Source organism: Collimonas arenae, from assembly GCF_001584165.1.
Taxonomy (GTDB): domain Bacteria; phylum Pseudomonadota; class Gammaproteobacteria; order Burkholderiales; family Burkholderiaceae_D; genus Collimonas; species Collimonas arenae.
Window position 1 is genome coordinate 1,883,543 of sequence record NZ_CP013233.1, and the last position, 13,595, is coordinate 1,897,137.

Genomic DNA, 13,595 nt, shown 5'->3' on the forward strand with positions numbered 1-13,595 from the left:
CGATGCAGGCGCAAGCTGTAAAAAAGAATCAGTGAGTGAAAATTGAGATGACAAGAAAATATTTTGGTACCGATGGTGTACGCGGTCGTGTCGGCGTTGCGCCGATAACCCCTGATTTTGTGATGAGACTGGGCTACGCTGCCGGCAAGGTGTTGGCGCAAGCCGAGTCCGCGGCGGCCAAGCCGACTGTATTGATCGGCAAGGACACGCGCGTTTCCGGCTACATGCTGGAGGCCGCATTGGAAGCTGGCTTTGCCGCGGCCGGAGTTGACGTGATGCTTGCAGGGCCGATGCCAACGCCGGCGATTGCTTATTTGACACGGGCTTTGCGTCTGTCGGCTGGGGTCGTGATTTCCGCTTCGCATAATCCGTACGAAGACAACGGAATCAAATTCTTTTCGGCGCAGGGTAACAAATTGCCGGATGCGGTTGAAACGGCGATTGAAGCAGCCCTGGATTTGCCGATGGATTGTGTAACGTCTGATAAATTGGGCAAGGCAAAACGTCTGGATGACGCGGCAGGGCGCTATATTGAGTTCTGCAAGAGCACGTTCCCGAATGAGCTCGATCTGCGTGGTCTGACAATCGTGGTCGATAGCGCACACGGCGCCGCATATCACATTGCGCCATTCGTCTTTCATGAGCTGGGCGCCGAGGTCATTTCCATCGGTAACCAACCTAACGGATTCAATATCAATGCCGGTTTTGGCGCCACTGCGCCGGATGCGCTTGCGCTCGCGGTGCGTTCCAACCGCGCCGATATCGGAATCGCACTGGATGGCGATGCGGATCGCCTGCTGATGGTCGATGCAAGCGGTCGCATTTATAACGGCGATGAGCTGTTGTACGTGATGGTCAAAGATCGGATGAAGACTGGACCGGTCAAAGGTGCGGTTGGTACCCTGATGACCAATATGGCGTTGGAAGTGGCATTCCGTAAAATGGGTGTCGAGTTCGCACGCGCCAAGGTCGGCGACCGCTATGTGCTGGAAATGATGAAAGAGCGTGGCTGGAACCTCGGCGGCGAAGGATCGGGCCATCTGCTTTGCCTTGACAAGCACACAACCGGCGATGGCATCGTCTCTGCACTGCAAGTGCTGTCCGCATTGAAGCGCCACGGCCAAACACTGGCAGAGCTGACCGCTGATATCGCGTTGTATCCGCAAACTTTGATTAACGTGAAGGTCAGTGCGGGTTTCGATTGGAAGAAAAATCCGGCGATGGTCGCCGAAAAGGAAGCGGTTGAACGAGAACTTGGCGAGAATGGACGCGTGCTGATCCGCGCCTCCGGTACTGAGCCCCTGATTCGGGTGATGGTCGAGGCCAAGGATGCCGATCAGGCGCAGGCCACGGCGCGTCGTATTGCCGATAAGGTAAAGGTTTGACTGTTCAGTTGAATATTGCAGCGGGAAGGGACTTGCGCCGTTCCTTTGCTGCCATTACGCTGTCCTGAACTTTTTGCTTAATCAGTTAAAAACAGGAAAAGTCGCCGCAGCAAAACTGCTGTGGGGGCGGGCCCCTCTGTAAAATTAATGAAATATCAAACTCACATTCTGATTGTCGAAGACGAGCCGGGCATTGCCGAGCTGTTGCGATTTACGTTGGACGACGCCGGTTTTTCCTGCGAAATCGCCTATAGCGCAAACGAGGCGCGCCAGGCCATCATCGGCGTGTTGCCGCAAGCCGTATTGCTGGACTGGATGCTACCGGATACTTCCGGCCTGGCGCTACTGCAGGAATGGCGTGGACAGCCTCGTAGCGCCACTTTGCCGGTCATCATGTTGACCGCCAAGGGGATGGACGAGGATAAGGTCAGGGGGCTCAATGCGGGTGCAGATGATTATGTCACCAAGCCATTTTCGCCAAAGGAGCTGATTGCCCGGATCCAGGCGTTGTTGCGGCGCAAAGTGCCTGAACTCGGACAAAGCATGCTGAGCCTCGGCCTGATCCGGATCGATACCGATCGCTATCAGGTTACTGTCGACAACAGAGAAGTGGAGTTGGATCAGGCCGAATTCAAATTGCTGCGTTTCCTGATTGCTCATCCAGACCGCATTTTTTCGCGCGCGCAGTTGCTCGATAAAGTTTGGGGTGACCACACGTTCATCGAAGAGCGCACCGTTGATGTCCACATCATGCGCTTGCGCAAGTCGCTCGGGCTTGCCGCCGACTATGTAAAAACCGTTCGAGGCGTAGGCTACAAGCTCAACGCCGAACCTGCGGCGTGATCGTCAGCACCCGTACGGCACGTAAATTCTGGGTGCCTGTGCTGTTGTGGTTCGGATTGCTGTTGCTGGTTGCCGTTGCAATTGGGGCCATCTACGGCGCCAGGGGCGGCCTGGTTTTCTTTAGCATCTCATTGAGTATCCTCTTGTTCCTGCAGATGTGGTCGCTGTACCAGATCGAGCAATGGATGGACCGGCCTGTCGGCGGCCCGCGTCCGCGTACCTGGGGATTGTGGCGGCACGCTTTCGATCGGCTGGAGGATATTCGGCTGGAGGATGAGCGCTCGCGCGCCGAAATGGCTGAATGGCTGGCGCGCTTTCGGCAGACCATGAGCGTGCTGCCGGATGGTGTTGTGATCATCGATGGCGTCATGCATCTTGAGTGGTGTAATCCGGCAGCCCAGAAACATCTGGGCCTCGATCTGGCGCGTGATGAGGGACGTTTGCTGACCAATTTGATTCGCTCCCCAGATTTCGTCGACTACATGCTGTCGGGCCGCTTCGACCAGCCTTTGCCATTCATGCATCACGACCGGAAAATCCTGGTGCAACTGATTTCCTTTGAAAGTCGCCGACAGATACTGGTCACCCATGATGTTACGCAAAGCGAAAAAACGGACACCATGCGACGCGACTTCATCGCAAATGCTTCGCATGAGTTGCGTACGCCGCTGACGGTCATCAACGGTTTTCTTGAGCATGCGCTCAATAGCGAAATGGGAGAGGAAACCCGGCAGCGTCAGCTCAAGCTGATGGCCGAGCAGGGGCAGCGTATGCAGCGGCTTGTGGCCGATATGCTGACTCTGACCAGATTGGAGTCGCTGGTTCAGCCGCCATCGAGCGATACGGTGCGCATCAAGCCGCTGCTGAATCGATTGGTTGAAGAAGCGAGGGCCTTATCTGCCGGCAAGCACAGCATCAGCTTGCAGGCCCAGGAAATCGATCTCAAGGGAAATCACGATGAACTCGAAAGCGCGTTTGCAAACCTCCTGTCGAACGCCGTACGCTACACGCCTGACGGTGGTCACATCGCGGTTAGCTGGGCGATGGAAAATGATTGCGCGACATTGAGCGTTATCGACGACGGCATCGGTATCGCGGCAGAGCACCTGGATCGTTTGACTGAACGTTTTTATCGGGTCGATAAAACGCGTTCGCGTTCAACGCAAGGAACCGGGCTCGGTTTAGCGATTGTGAAGCATGTGCTATTGCGCCATCGCGGTCGTCTTCAAATTACCTCGGAGTATGCGAAGGGCAGTTGTTTTAAAATGATTTTCCAACGCGCACAATTGGCGTTGCGGCAGGATTAATTAAGTCTATAAATAATTTCGGGTGGATGATTTGCTGATGTTTTAGGCAGAAAGAAAAGAAGATGCAAATTTTTATAAAAATATGCGATTTTTCCTCGCATATTTTTCGAAATTCTGGTCTAATCCGTCTCTCAAGTTTTTCAGCAGATAAGCTTTTAGCGGTACCGTGATTGAGTTGGTTTTAGCAGCAAAATTTAGAAAATTTTCCTGTATAAAAATTTGACAAAAAACGAAATACTGTTTATTATCTTGCTTCTCGGAGTGTAGCGCAGCCCGGTAGCGCACCTGGTTTGGGACCAGGGGGTCCAAGGTTCGAATCCTTGTACTCCGACCACATTAAAAAAACGGGCTGTCTTCGGACAGCCCGTTTTTCATTTGTAGCTGATAAAAAATCAGCGTCAATCAGCAGCAAGTAGCATCAGGCACAAAGAGATCATACAGAGGTATTTCCGCAAGATATCTCATGATCGGAATCAGTGCAGCAAATGGCGGATCAATCCGGCCGTAGCTCAACTGGATAGAGCATTCGGCTTCTACCCGAAATGTTGGGGGTTCGATTCCCTCCGGCCGGACCAGTTTTCTGCCTGCAGCCACTACCTGCGTTCACCCGCCTGTATTTTTGCCTCGACACTCCCGTAATCAAATTTCCGACTCGCAATGTTCTGCGTGCGTTGTGGTATGTATTCGTCCGTAAAGATTGCCATTTTCGGAAATATTTCTGAGATGGCAACGAATGGATCTGCGTATTCTCCACGCGCGGCTTGTCTCATAGCAAAACATGATTCGGATAAGCCTCCCGTCAAGTTAAGAGCGAGCTGATTGCGCCGCTTCTTTATTCAATTGCAAGATGCAAGCAGGCATTGGTTTTGTGCCTTGCATCCAGGGGAATGTCTCCACTGGGTGCATTTCTTGTTCACTTGAATCAGAGGAGAACTGCATGCATATTTTGACCCGCCGACCTGCGTTTCCGACGTCTTTTATACGCGGCAACGCCTTGTTTTATACCGTTATCAGCCGAGTGTTCTCTAGGACTGTTCTTGCCTTGACACTGGCGCTTGCAACAGCTGCATCGCCGGCTGTTGCTGCCGACTATGTTGATGCTATTCATTACCCATCCAATGAGCAGGGATGGGATGTCTTCTTCGACCTGGAGGCGCGATTGGCGGGGGATTTCAATGATGTCTGCGGCGATACTTTCTGCGAGGGAGAGTACAGCAACCTGCAGGCGTTGCGCTATCGCTGCTCGGTGCGGCAGGCCGATAGCATGATGGGGCAGTGTGTTTGGATATTTGCAGGAGGAAATGCCGAAATCAATGAGGCGACCGGCAAGGTCGTGGTCGATGCGCGTACCTGGGCATGTCGCACTCCGCTGGCGCCAAATACGCCGCTGGCATCGTTTTATAGCGCGCTGTCGGGGAATAATCCGATCGATGCGCAATTGCCTGGGACCTCTACAACCATATATCAGGGCCTGACGGATTGCCTGCACTGATTTTGTGGCAGAAGGCGCATAGTGGCGCTGAACCCGGTACGAATCGAGTCAATGGTCGGTGACGCGATTTTGTAGTGTGGAGCAATGAAAAAACTGGCCCAGGTGCTGAAGGGAGTTGCCGACTTAGTCGTCCCTCCAAATCAGCATGAGAGATATTCGCTGCAGGATGTTTTGGCGGCGCCCGTTTAGCGAGCGCCGCTGCATTCATCCTTGATTGAGGCGTCGTCGGTGTTAACGGCCGCGTCCACCGGAGCGTCGTGGAGCTGCGGGGCGCGCTTGTGAGCCATTGCCGCCACCATGGCCGCGTGACGGGCCCTGGTTAGGTTTCGCGCCGCCTGGTGTGGATGCTCCGCCACCTTGGGGGCGACCACGTCCACCGCCACCGCTGCGATTTCCGCCGCCGCCACTGCGCAACTGAATAGGTTGAGCGCGTGCATTAGGATCAGGTTCAAAGCCGGCGATAACTTCCTTCGGCAGTTCGCGTTTGATCAGCTTCTCGATATCTTTCAGCATCTGGTGTTCATCGACGCAAACCAGGGAAACTGCTTCGCCGGTAGCGCCGGCGCGGCCAGTGCGGCCAATGCGATGAACGTAGTCTTCCGGTACGTTCGGCAGATCGTAGTTGACCACGTGCGGTAATTGATCGATGTCAATGCCGCGTGCTGCGATGTCAGTCGCTACCAGGACTTGCAGGCTGCCGTCCTTGAATTCGGACAGTGCGCGAGTACGCGCCGACTGGCTCTTGTTGCCGTGGATCGCCATGCCGCTGATACCGTCTTTTTCCAGTTGTTCGACCAACTTGTTTGCACCATGCTTGGTGCGCGTAAACACCAGCACTTGTGACCATTGATGTGTCTTGATCAAGTGGGCCAGCAGTGGATGCTTGCGATCACGATCAACCGGGTGGATCTTTTGCTGAATCACTTCCACGGTCGAATTGCGGCGTGCCACTTCGATCATGGCCGGCGAGTTCAGCAGATTGTCTGCGAGCAGTTTGATTTCGTCCGAGAAGGTTGCCGAGAACAGCAGGTTCTGGCGTTTCTTCGGTAGTACCGCGAGGATTTTCTTGATGTCGCGGATGAAGCCCATGTCGAGCATGCGGTCGGCTTCGTCCAGAATCAGGATCTCAACGTGATTCAGATTGACCGTGCCTTGCTGCATGTGGTCCAGCAGGCGGCCTGGAGTGCACACCAGGATGTCGACGCCATGCTTGAGCAATTTGATTTGCGGGTTGATGCCGACGCCGCCGAAAATCACGGCGGAAGTCAGTTTCAGGTATTTGCCGTACAGGCGAACGCTTTCTTCCACCTGAGCTGCCAGTTCGCGCGTTGGCGTCAATACCAGTGCGCGGATCGGACGCTGGCTACCGACCGGGTTAGTGGCCGAAGTCGACAGGCGATGCAATACCGGCAAGGTGAAGCCGGCAGTTTTACCCGTGCCGGTTTGTGCGCCGGCAAGCAAATCGCCGCCTGCCAGCACGGCTGGAATAGCCTGGGTCTGGATTGGGGTAGGGGTGGTATAGCCGTGTTCGGTTACGGCACGAACGATGGCTTCGGACAAGCCGAGTTCAAAAAAAGACATGACAACTCAATAGAATAATATCGGCCTGTCGCCTTTTATAAGGCGCCAGTCGCAGGCAAACGGATTAGAGGAGATGGAGCATCTTGGCTCCGAGGAGGCTGCCGGGCTCAGTATCCCAAGCTCGGTAACTTCCTTGACAGCAGTATTTGACTGGAGAATGTGCTGTGTCGCCGCAGAGTATAACAACGACGCTCTACAGGCAAGCAATTCCGATGGATTGGGAGGCGGGAGTCTTGAAAAGGCAGCTGTGACCCGCCAACCGCTAGCGGATCACAGTGGCATGCGCTTTGGCAATGCCTTGTGCTTAGGACGCGCTTTTCATTGCCGCTGCGGCGCGTTCGCTCAGTTCTTCCGGCGAGTAGTCCGCTATGTGCGTGCTGACCGTCCAGACATGGCCGAATGGGTCTTTCAGTGTGCCCGAGCGGTCTCCGTAGAACTGGTCTCGAAGCGGTCTCAGTTCGACTCCGCCGGCAGCAATCGCTTGCGGGTAGATGACATCTACATTGTCGACATAGATCATGATGCTGATACCGGCTCCGCCTAGCGTTGTAGGGCTGCGGATTTCCATGCCAGGACATTCGTCCGCCAGCATGACATGCGAGTTGCCGATTTTGATTTCTGCGTGACCGATCTTTTGATCCGGGCCCTCCATGCGGAATAGCTCCACGGCATTAAAAGCTTTTTGATAGAACGCGATAGCGTTGGCGGCGCCGTCGACGGCAAGGTAGGGAGTGACGGAAGAGTAGCCGTCGGGAATTGGTTTGACTGCCATATTGTTCTCCTGCGGGTTGAGGGATGATCGTTCAATAGGCGCTACTGCGCATGCATTGTAGTCGCCCGACCGCGCAGTTGAAATGACAAAAACAGCGTTTGCAGCGTTTTGTCTGTTTGCCAGGCCAAGGGGCCGTTCCGCTCCTTGGCCTGGTGAGGCAACTATTTTATTTCTTGGCGAATGGTGAAAGCAGGCCAACCATTTGCGCGAATACCTTCGGGCTGCCAGCCAACACGTCGCCCTTGTACAGGTAGTCCGAGTCACCGGAGAAGTCGCCAATAATTCCGCCGGATTCGGCAATCAGCAGGGCACCGGCTGCGATATCCCAAGGCTTCAGGCCTTTTTCAAAGAAGCCGTCCAGACGTCCGGCTGCCACATACGCCAAGTCCAGCGCCGCAGCGCCTGGACGGCGCAAGCCGGCACAGCTTTGTGTCATGATGCGGAACATTTTCATGTACTCGTCCATCGCCGGGCCTTCAGTTTCGCGGAATGGGAAGCCAGTACCGATCAAGGCATCAGCAATCTTGTCGCGTTTGCCGACGCGGATCCGTTTTTCGTTCAGATAGGCGCCGGAACCTTTTGTCGCTGTGAACAAATCATTGCGGGTCGGATCGTAGACCACGGCCTGGGTGATCTGGCCGCGATGCTGCAAAGCGATGGATACGCAGTATTGCGGGAAACCGTGAATGAAATTGGTGGTGCCGTCGAGCGGATCGATGATCCAGACGTTTTCGTTGTCGTCGTGCAGATTGGCGGAAGCGCCCGATTCCTCGGCCAGGATGGCGTGATCCGGGTAGGCATTCTTCAATACGTCGATGATTGCCGCTTCGGCAGCCTGGTCGACTTCGGTGACAAAATCGTTATGCTGTTTTTTTGTTACTTTCAGCAGGTCGACATCGAAAGAGGCGCGCGAAATAACTGCGGCACCGCGGCGGGCGGCCTTAATGGCCGTATTGAGCATAGGATGCATGATCGGGATTTGGTTCCGTTAAAATGGCGGCACTGTAGCCTACCGGGAACAGAACCACCTATATGATGAATAATAATGAACGATGCGGACGTCCTTGATGGACATCTCAGTAACCAAGCGGCCAGTTAGGCAGCTTTTAGTCTCTGAAATCCGCGCAATGGCGCTATTTTAAATGAACCTGGCAAAAACCAATACGTCTCTTTTCAAACGGCTGCGCTTCGTGCTGGTCGAAACCAGCAGTCCGGGCAATGTAGGCGCCGCCGCGCGCGCTATCAAAACCATGGGTTTTTCCGAGTTGATCCTGGTGAATCCACGTTTTCCCGATGTATTGCAGCGCGAGGAGGCAATTGCCTTCGCCAGTGGCGCACAAGATATCCTGGCTTCGGCCAAGATCGTCGATAGTGTCGAGCAAGCGTTGGATGGCTGCAACTTTGCGGCGGCGCTCAGTGCCCGCCTGCGTGAATTCTCACCACCCCTTGCTGCGCCGCGCGCTTTGGCTGCACAGCTAGCAGCGGATGCCAGCTTGAACGCGGCAGTGCTGTTCGGCAGCGAGCGCTATGGCTTGCCGAACGAAGTTGTCGAAAAATGCAATGTGCTGCTGAATATCCCGGCAAATCCCGATTATTCGTCACTGAATCTGGCGCAGGCAGTGCAGGTGCTGGCCTATGAGTGCCGGGTTGCAGTCATGGAGGATGCGCCGTTGCCTTTGAGTAATGAAGTCGGTTTTCAAGGCAACTCTGCCAGCTTGTCCGATATTGACGGCATGTTTGCGCACCTCGAAAAGGCCCTGATCGAAATCGAATTCCTCGACCCCGCCAGTCCGAAGAAGCTCATGCCGCGTCTCAAGCGCCTGTTCTCGCGTGCGCACCTGGAAACCGAAGAGGTCAATATTCTGCGCGGCATTGCCAGCCAGATTTTAACCAAGCGACGGCGTCTGGACAGGTCCTGACTGATTCGTCGAATAATCGGCTCGCCAGCTTAGTTTTGAGTGTAGTGGAGTGGTATTGTCGATACTGCGGCGGCTGCGGTGGGGTGTTGCGCGCCGACCGTTGTCGGCGCGCCTCATCATTGTCCGTGCTGTCAGGCCCAGCTGCGCAATAAACCGACTGCCAAGCCTTCCAGCGCAAAGTCCTCTTGCTTTGACGTCACGATGATAGGTTCGAAATCGGGATTTTCCGGCAATAATTGAATTACCGAGCCGTTCTTTTGATAGCGCTTGACGGTGACATCGTCGCCCAGGCGGGCAACAACGATCTGGCCATTGCGCGCGCTGTCGGCTTTTTTCACTGCCAGCAGATCCCCATCCAGTATGCCGGCGTCACGCATCGACATGCCTCGCACTTTGAGCAGATAGTCGGGTTTGGCGCTGAACAGGGCTGGGTCGACGTTATAGCTGGCCTGGATATGTTCCTGCGCCAGTATCGGGGAGCCGGCGGCGACCCGGCCAACTAGTGGCAGGCTCAGTTGCATCAGGGCTGGATGCGGTAGCGCCAGCTGCATGCCATGGTTGCGGCCGCCGGACTGGTGTGATTCCGTCAGGCGGATGCCGCGTGAAGTGCCGGGCGAGATCTCGATGGCGCCCTTGCGCGCCAGTGCTTGCAGATGCTCCTCCGCCGCGTTGGCCGAGCGAAAGCCAAGCTCACTGGCAATTTCGGCGCGTGTCGGCGGGAAGCCTGTGTTTTCGATGGCGCTCTTGATCAGGTCAAGGATTTGTTGCTGTCGTGCGGTCAGTTTGATCATATATTTGCGGTGCGAAATGTAGGGGTGCCATGTAGGCGCCCATTGCAGCATGGCGAATTGCTTTGCGTATTCTCTGTGCGGAAGGCCCAGAAAAGGCGCAAAGCCCGACTCGTTCAGTGCTGTGCATAACAACAGTCTGTATTTTTGTACAGTATTTGTGCGAATGCAAGACAATTTGATGCATATAAGCCATAGCGTAGCGCGGGAATTTTGCGTAAGGGCTTGAAAGCGTTGAGTTTTGTTGCAATTGCTAGTATTATTGCTGGTTTTCCTCTTCCCACACTCGTCTTGACGCCGAGGTGGGCGATTTTTCAATCCGTCCAAAAGGAGCTTACATGCGTCATTATGAAATCGTATTTATCGTCCATCCAGATCAAAGCGAGCAAGTGCCTGCAATGATCGAGCGCTACAAAGGCATCGTCACAACCCGTGGCGGTACCGTGCACCGCGTGGAAGACTGGGGGCGCCGCCAACTGGCATACCTGATCCAGAAACTGGCAAAAGCACATTATGTCTGCTTGAACATCGAGTGCGACAGCGAAACTCTGGCTGAAATCGAAACCGGCTTCAAGTTCAATGATGCAGTATTGCGTCATCTGACCGTCAAGTTGAAGAAGGCCGAAACCGGTCCTTCGCCAATGATGAAGGCCGTGCAGAAGGAAGATGCAGCCAAGAGCCATCGTACAGAAGCGCCAGCAGCCTAATATTTGCTTGGCCGCCTACCCGCATTCATTGCCTATCCATCGAGTCCATCAGGAGTGAGTCAACCCAACAACGTGTTTCAACTGGTAGCCACAATCGCCGAGCGTGAAGTCATACGTTATACGCCGGCAGGCATCCCGATCGTATCTGCGATTTTGCAGCACCGTTCGGAACCGATTGAAGCAGGCATCAAGCGTCTGATTGAATTTGAACTTGCCGCGCTAGCCGTCGGCGAGATTTCAGGAAGATTCAGCGCGGCGGCATTGGGAGGTACATTCTGGTTTACGGGATTCATGGCGCGCAAGAGCCGCAACGGTAGAAGCCTGGTATTTCACATCACTGATTTCGCTGCAGTCGAAGCCGATGATTCTTTAGGAAGCACCGCTGGAATTGCAGATTAATTATTTAGATACAGGAGCCAAAAATGGCATTCGGTAAAAAGTTCGATAAAAGCAAACTGAAAAACAAGCGTCAACAACAAAACCCGCTGTTCAAGCGCAAGAAATTCTGCCGTTTCACCGCTGCACACGTTGCTAGCGTTGATTACAAAGATATCGACACGCTCAAGGATTTTGTTCAGGAAAATGGCAAGATCATGCCAGCACGTCTGACCGGCACCAAGGCAATCTATCAACGTCAAGTGGACACTGCGATCAAGCGCGCGCGTTTCCTGGCGCTGCTGCCATACACCGATCTGCACAACGCTTAATTGACGACTTGAAATAGGAGAAAAACATGCAAGTCATTCTGTTGGAAAAAGTCGTTAATCTCGGCAATCTGGGTGAAGTTGTTCGCGTCAAGGACGGTTACGCACGTAACTTCCTGATTCCACAACGTATGGCACGTCGTGCTACTACTACTGCTATCGCTGAATTCGAAGCGAAGCGCGCTGATCTGGAAAAAGCGGCAGCTGAAAAGCTGGCTGCTTCCCAAGCTCAAGGCGAGAAACTGAACGGCCTGACCGTGCAGATTTCGCAAAAATCGGGTGTTGATGGCCGTTTGTTCGGTTCCGTCACCAACTTCGATATCGCTGAAGCGTTGACGAAGCAAGGTTTTGCTGTTGAAAAAGCGCAAGTTCGCCTGCCGAACGGCCCGCTGAAGATCACTGGCGAACACGCTGTTGCAGTTGCATTGCACACTGACGTTGTCGTCGACATCGTTGTTGCAGTCATTGGCGAGCACGTTTAATAAGCTGTTGGCAAAAAAATATTGCAGGAATAAAAAAGCCGGGTTTTCCCGGCTTTTTTTATGTCCTTTATTTTGGGCGCAGTGGGCGAAACAGGTATAATTCGCGCCATGAAAGCACCTTCTAAAGCACCATCAGATCCACAGCTTGACTCCCTCCGCGTACCACCCCATTCAATCGAAGCTGAGCAGTCCGTTTTAGGAGGACTGCTGCTGGATAATGCGGCCTGGGACAAGATCGCCGACTTTGTGAACGCCGACGATTTCTATCGCTACGACCATCGGATTATTTTCCAGCACATGGTCAAGCTGATCAACAGCACCAAGCCAGCCGACGTCATCACCGTTTTCGAATCGTTGAGCGGAACCGGCAAGGCTGAGGAAGTTGGTGGGCTGACTTATCTCAACGCACTTGCCCAAAACACCCCATCCGCGGCCAATATCCGTCGTTACGCCGAAATCGTGCGCGACCGTGGCGTGCTGCGAAAACTGATTACCGTGGCCGATGAAATTTCCGGTCAGGCATTCAGCCCACAGGGCAAGGAAGTCAAGCAGATGCTGGACGAGGCGGAATCCAAGATTTTTGCGATTGCTGAAGAAGGCGCGCGTGGCGCCCAGGGTTTCCAGGAAATCCAGCCTCTGCTGACGCAGGTGGTGGAGCGTATCGATGAACTCTACAACCGCGATAACCAGAGCGACATCACCGGCGTATCGACCGGCTTCATCGATCTCGACAAGATGACCTCCGGCCTGCAAAAGGGCGACCTGGTGATTGTGGCGGGACGGCCGTCGATGGGTAAGACAGCATTCTCGGTGAATATCGGTGAAAACGTCGCGCTCGACAGCGGCTTGCCGGTGGCGATCTTTTCGATGGAAATGGGCGGCGCGCAGCTCGCCATGCGTATGCTGGGTTCAGTCGGCAAGCTCGACCAGCATCGCCTGCGCACTGGTCGCCTGAATGATGAAGACTGGCCGCGCCTGACCCATGCGATCCAGAAGATGAACGATGCACAGTTGTTCATCGATGAAACGCCAGCGTTGAGCTCTATTGAATTGCGTGCGCGGGCGCGGCGCCTGTCGCGCCAGTGCGGCACGCTGGGCTTGATCATTATCGATTACTTGCAGCTGATGTCGGCGAATAATGCCGGTGAAAATCGCGCAACTGAAATTTCTGAAATTTCGCGGAATTTGAAGGGGTTGGCGAAGGAGTTGCAATGTCCGGTGATTGCCTTGTCGCAGCTTAATCGCTCACTTGAGCAACGTCCTAACAAACGTCCGGTCATGTCCGACTTGCGTGAATCCGGCGCTATCGAACAGGATGCCGACGTTATCCTGTTCATCTATCGCGACGAAGTGTATAACCCCGATTCGCAGGAAAAAGGTACTGCCGAAATCATCATCGGCAAGCAGCGTAACGGGCCTATCGGCAGCGTGCGGCTGAGTTTCCTCGGCCAGTATACAAAATTCGACAATTACGTCGGTAATTTGGATGCACCGTACGGCGGAGATTGATTTTCGTTGTTTTTTGTCAACGCTGGCAGCACAGAAATCCTTAAAACCTGTTTAGCAACAAATGAGCGAGCCTGATATATTTCAGTTTCGTGACATTTCTTTGCTT

At 54.2% G+C, this 13,595-nt stretch carries 14 protein-coding genes and 2 tRNA genes; 12 read left to right on the forward strand and 4 right to left on the reverse strand.

All coding sequences use genetic code 11. From position 1 onward, the window contains the following. The first annotated feature begins 47 nt into the window (after nucleotides 1-47). The 6 genes from glmM to CAter10_RS08915 all read left to right on the forward strand — a co-directional run bounded on the left by glmM (nucleotide 48) and on the right by CAter10_RS08915 (nucleotide 5,027). On the forward strand, nucleotides 48-1,385 hold the full coding sequence (glmM, locus tag CAter10_RS08890) for a phosphoglucosamine mutase (protein WP_061533135.1): 1,338 nt from the start codon (nucleotides 48-50) through the stop codon (nucleotides 1,383-1,385). Nucleotides 1,386-1,532: 147 nt separating this feature from the next. Further along, on the forward strand, nucleotides 1,533-2,228 hold the full coding sequence (locus tag CAter10_RS08895; RefSeq protein WP_061533136.1) for a winged helix-turn-helix domain-containing protein: 696 nt from the start codon (nucleotides 1,533-1,535) through the stop codon (nucleotides 2,226-2,228). Beyond that, a complete protein-coding gene (gene phoR, locus CAter10_RS08900) occupies nucleotides 2,225-3,535 on the forward strand; it encodes a phosphate regulon sensor histidine kinase PhoR (RefSeq protein WP_128083021.1) in 1,311 nt (436 codons plus the stop codon). The genes CAter10_RS08895 and phoR overlap by 4 nt, the downstream gene beginning before the upstream one ends. A gap of 257 nt (nucleotides 3,536-3,792) precedes the next feature. After that, nucleotides 3,793-3,869, forward strand: a tRNA-Pro gene (locus CAter10_RS08905). Nucleotides 3,870-4,033: 164 nt separating this feature from the next. Then, nucleotides 4,034-4,110, forward strand: a tRNA-Arg gene (locus CAter10_RS08910). Nucleotides 4,111-4,382: 272 nt separating this feature from the next. After that, nucleotides 4,383-5,027 carry a hypothetical protein gene (locus CAter10_RS08915; protein WP_197467211.1) on the forward strand — a complete coding sequence of 215 codons (645 nt, stop codon included), beginning with the start codon at nucleotides 4,383-4,385 and terminating at the stop codon, nucleotides 5,025-5,027. A 231-nt stretch (nucleotides 5,028-5,258) separates the two neighbouring features. Here CAter10_RS08915 and CAter10_RS08920 read toward each other — a convergent pair whose 3' ends face one another. From CAter10_RS08920 to CAter10_RS08930, 3 genes are all read right to left on the reverse strand, one after another. Next, nucleotides 5,259-6,608, reverse strand: coding sequence for a DEAD/DEAH box helicase (locus CAter10_RS08920; protein WP_061533137.1), 1,350 nt, complete (start codon nucleotides 6,606-6,608; stop codon nucleotides 5,259-5,261). Between the two features lie 304 nt (nucleotides 6,609-6,912). Next, nucleotides 6,913-7,380: a VOC family protein gene (locus tag CAter10_RS08925; RefSeq protein ID WP_061533138.1), complete on the reverse strand. Its 468-nt coding sequence runs from the start codon at nucleotides 7,378-7,380 to the stop codon at nucleotides 6,913-6,915. A 166-nt stretch (nucleotides 7,381-7,546) separates the two neighbouring features. Continuing rightward, a complete protein-coding gene (locus CAter10_RS08930) occupies nucleotides 7,547-8,350 on the reverse strand; it encodes an inositol monophosphatase family protein (RefSeq protein ID WP_061533139.1) in 804 nt (267 codons plus the stop codon). A 172-nt stretch (nucleotides 8,351-8,522) separates the two neighbouring features. On the opposite strand from CAter10_RS08930, the gene CAter10_RS08935 reads away from it, so the two are divergent. Further along, entirely contained in the window at nucleotides 8,523-9,299 is a 777-nt protein-coding gene (locus CAter10_RS08935) for an RNA methyltransferase (protein ID WP_061533140.1), read from the forward strand. Nucleotides 9,300-9,430: 131 nt separating this feature from the next. Here the strand turns inward: CAter10_RS08935 and lexA are convergent, their stop codons facing one another. Next, a complete protein-coding gene (lexA, locus tag CAter10_RS08940) occupies nucleotides 9,431-10,090 on the reverse strand; it encodes a transcriptional repressor LexA (RefSeq protein ID WP_061535249.1) in 660 nt (219 codons plus the stop codon). 335 nt (nucleotides 10,091-10,425) lie between these two features. Between lexA and rpsF the strand changes: the two genes are divergently transcribed. From rpsF to CAter10_RS08965, 5 genes are all read left to right on the forward strand, one after another. Then, nucleotides 10,426-10,794 (forward strand): 30S ribosomal protein S6, encoded by a 369-nt coding sequence (gene rpsF / locus CAter10_RS08945; RefSeq protein ID WP_038488331.1) that lies wholly within the window; start codon nucleotides 10,426-10,428, stop codon nucleotides 10,792-10,794. Nucleotides 10,795-10,848: 54 nt separating this feature from the next. Further along, the gene (priB, locus tag CAter10_RS08950) at nucleotides 10,849-11,193 is read left to right on the forward strand and encodes a primosomal replication protein N (RefSeq protein ID WP_061533141.1); all 345 of its coding nucleotides are present in this window, start codon (nucleotides 10,849-10,851) and stop codon (nucleotides 11,191-11,193) included. Between the two features lie 23 nt (nucleotides 11,194-11,216). Further along, nucleotides 11,217-11,501, forward strand: coding sequence for a 30S ribosomal protein S18 (gene rpsR / locus CAter10_RS08955; protein ID WP_014006464.1), 285 nt, complete (start codon nucleotides 11,217-11,219; stop codon nucleotides 11,499-11,501). 26 nt (nucleotides 11,502-11,527) lie between these two features. Next, nucleotides 11,528-11,980 (forward strand): 50S ribosomal protein L9, encoded by a 453-nt coding sequence (rplI, locus tag CAter10_RS08960; protein WP_061533142.1) that lies wholly within the window; start codon nucleotides 11,528-11,530, stop codon nucleotides 11,978-11,980. Nucleotides 11,981-12,088: 108 nt separating this feature from the next. Next, nucleotides 12,089-13,489: a replicative DNA helicase gene (locus CAter10_RS08965; protein WP_061535250.1), complete on the forward strand. Its 1,401-nt coding sequence runs from the start codon at nucleotides 12,089-12,091 to the stop codon at nucleotides 13,487-13,489. Nucleotides 13,490-13,595 lie beyond the last annotated feature (106 nt).

Coding starts and splice junctions, on each gene's coding strand:
- glmM (WP_061533135.1), top strand. CDS start 48: ATGACAAGAAAATATTTTGGTACCGATGGTGTACGCGGTCGTGTCGGC.
- CAter10_RS08895 (WP_061533136.1), top strand. CDS start 1,533: ATGAAATATCAAACTCACATTCTGATTGTCGAAGACGAGCCGGGCATT.
- CAter10_RS08915 (WP_197467211.1), top strand. CDS start 4,383: ATGCAAGCAGGCATTGGTTTTGTGCCTTGCATCCAGGGGAATGTCTCC.
- CAter10_RS08920 (WP_061533137.1), bottom strand. CDS start 6,608: ATGTCTTTTTTTGAACTCGGCTTGTCCGAAGCCATCGTTCGTGCCGTA.
- CAter10_RS08925 (WP_061533138.1), bottom strand. CDS start 7,380: ATGGCAGTCAAACCAATTCCCGACGGCTACTCTTCCGTCACTCCCTAC.
- CAter10_RS08930 (WP_061533139.1), bottom strand. CDS start 8,350: ATGCATCCTATGCTCAATACGGCCATTAAGGCCGCCCGCCGCGGTGCC.
- CAter10_RS08935 (WP_061533140.1), top strand. CDS start 8,523: ATGAACCTGGCAAAAACCAATACGTCTCTTTTCAAACGGCTGCGCTTC.
- lexA (WP_061535249.1), bottom strand. CDS start 10,090: ATGATCAAACTGACCGCACGACAGCAACAAATCCTTGACCTGATCAAG.
- rpsF (WP_038488331.1), top strand. CDS start 10,426: ATGCGTCATTATGAAATCGTATTTATCGTCCATCCAGATCAAAGCGAG.
- rpsR (WP_014006464.1), top strand. CDS start 11,217: ATGGCATTCGGTAAAAAGTTCGATAAAAGCAAACTGAAAAACAAGCGT.
- rplI (WP_061533142.1), top strand. CDS start 11,528: ATGCAAGTCATTCTGTTGGAAAAAGTCGTTAATCTCGGCAATCTGGGT.
- CAter10_RS08965 (WP_061535250.1), top strand. CDS start 12,089: ATGAAAGCACCTTCTAAAGCACCATCAGATCCACAGCTTGACTCCCTC.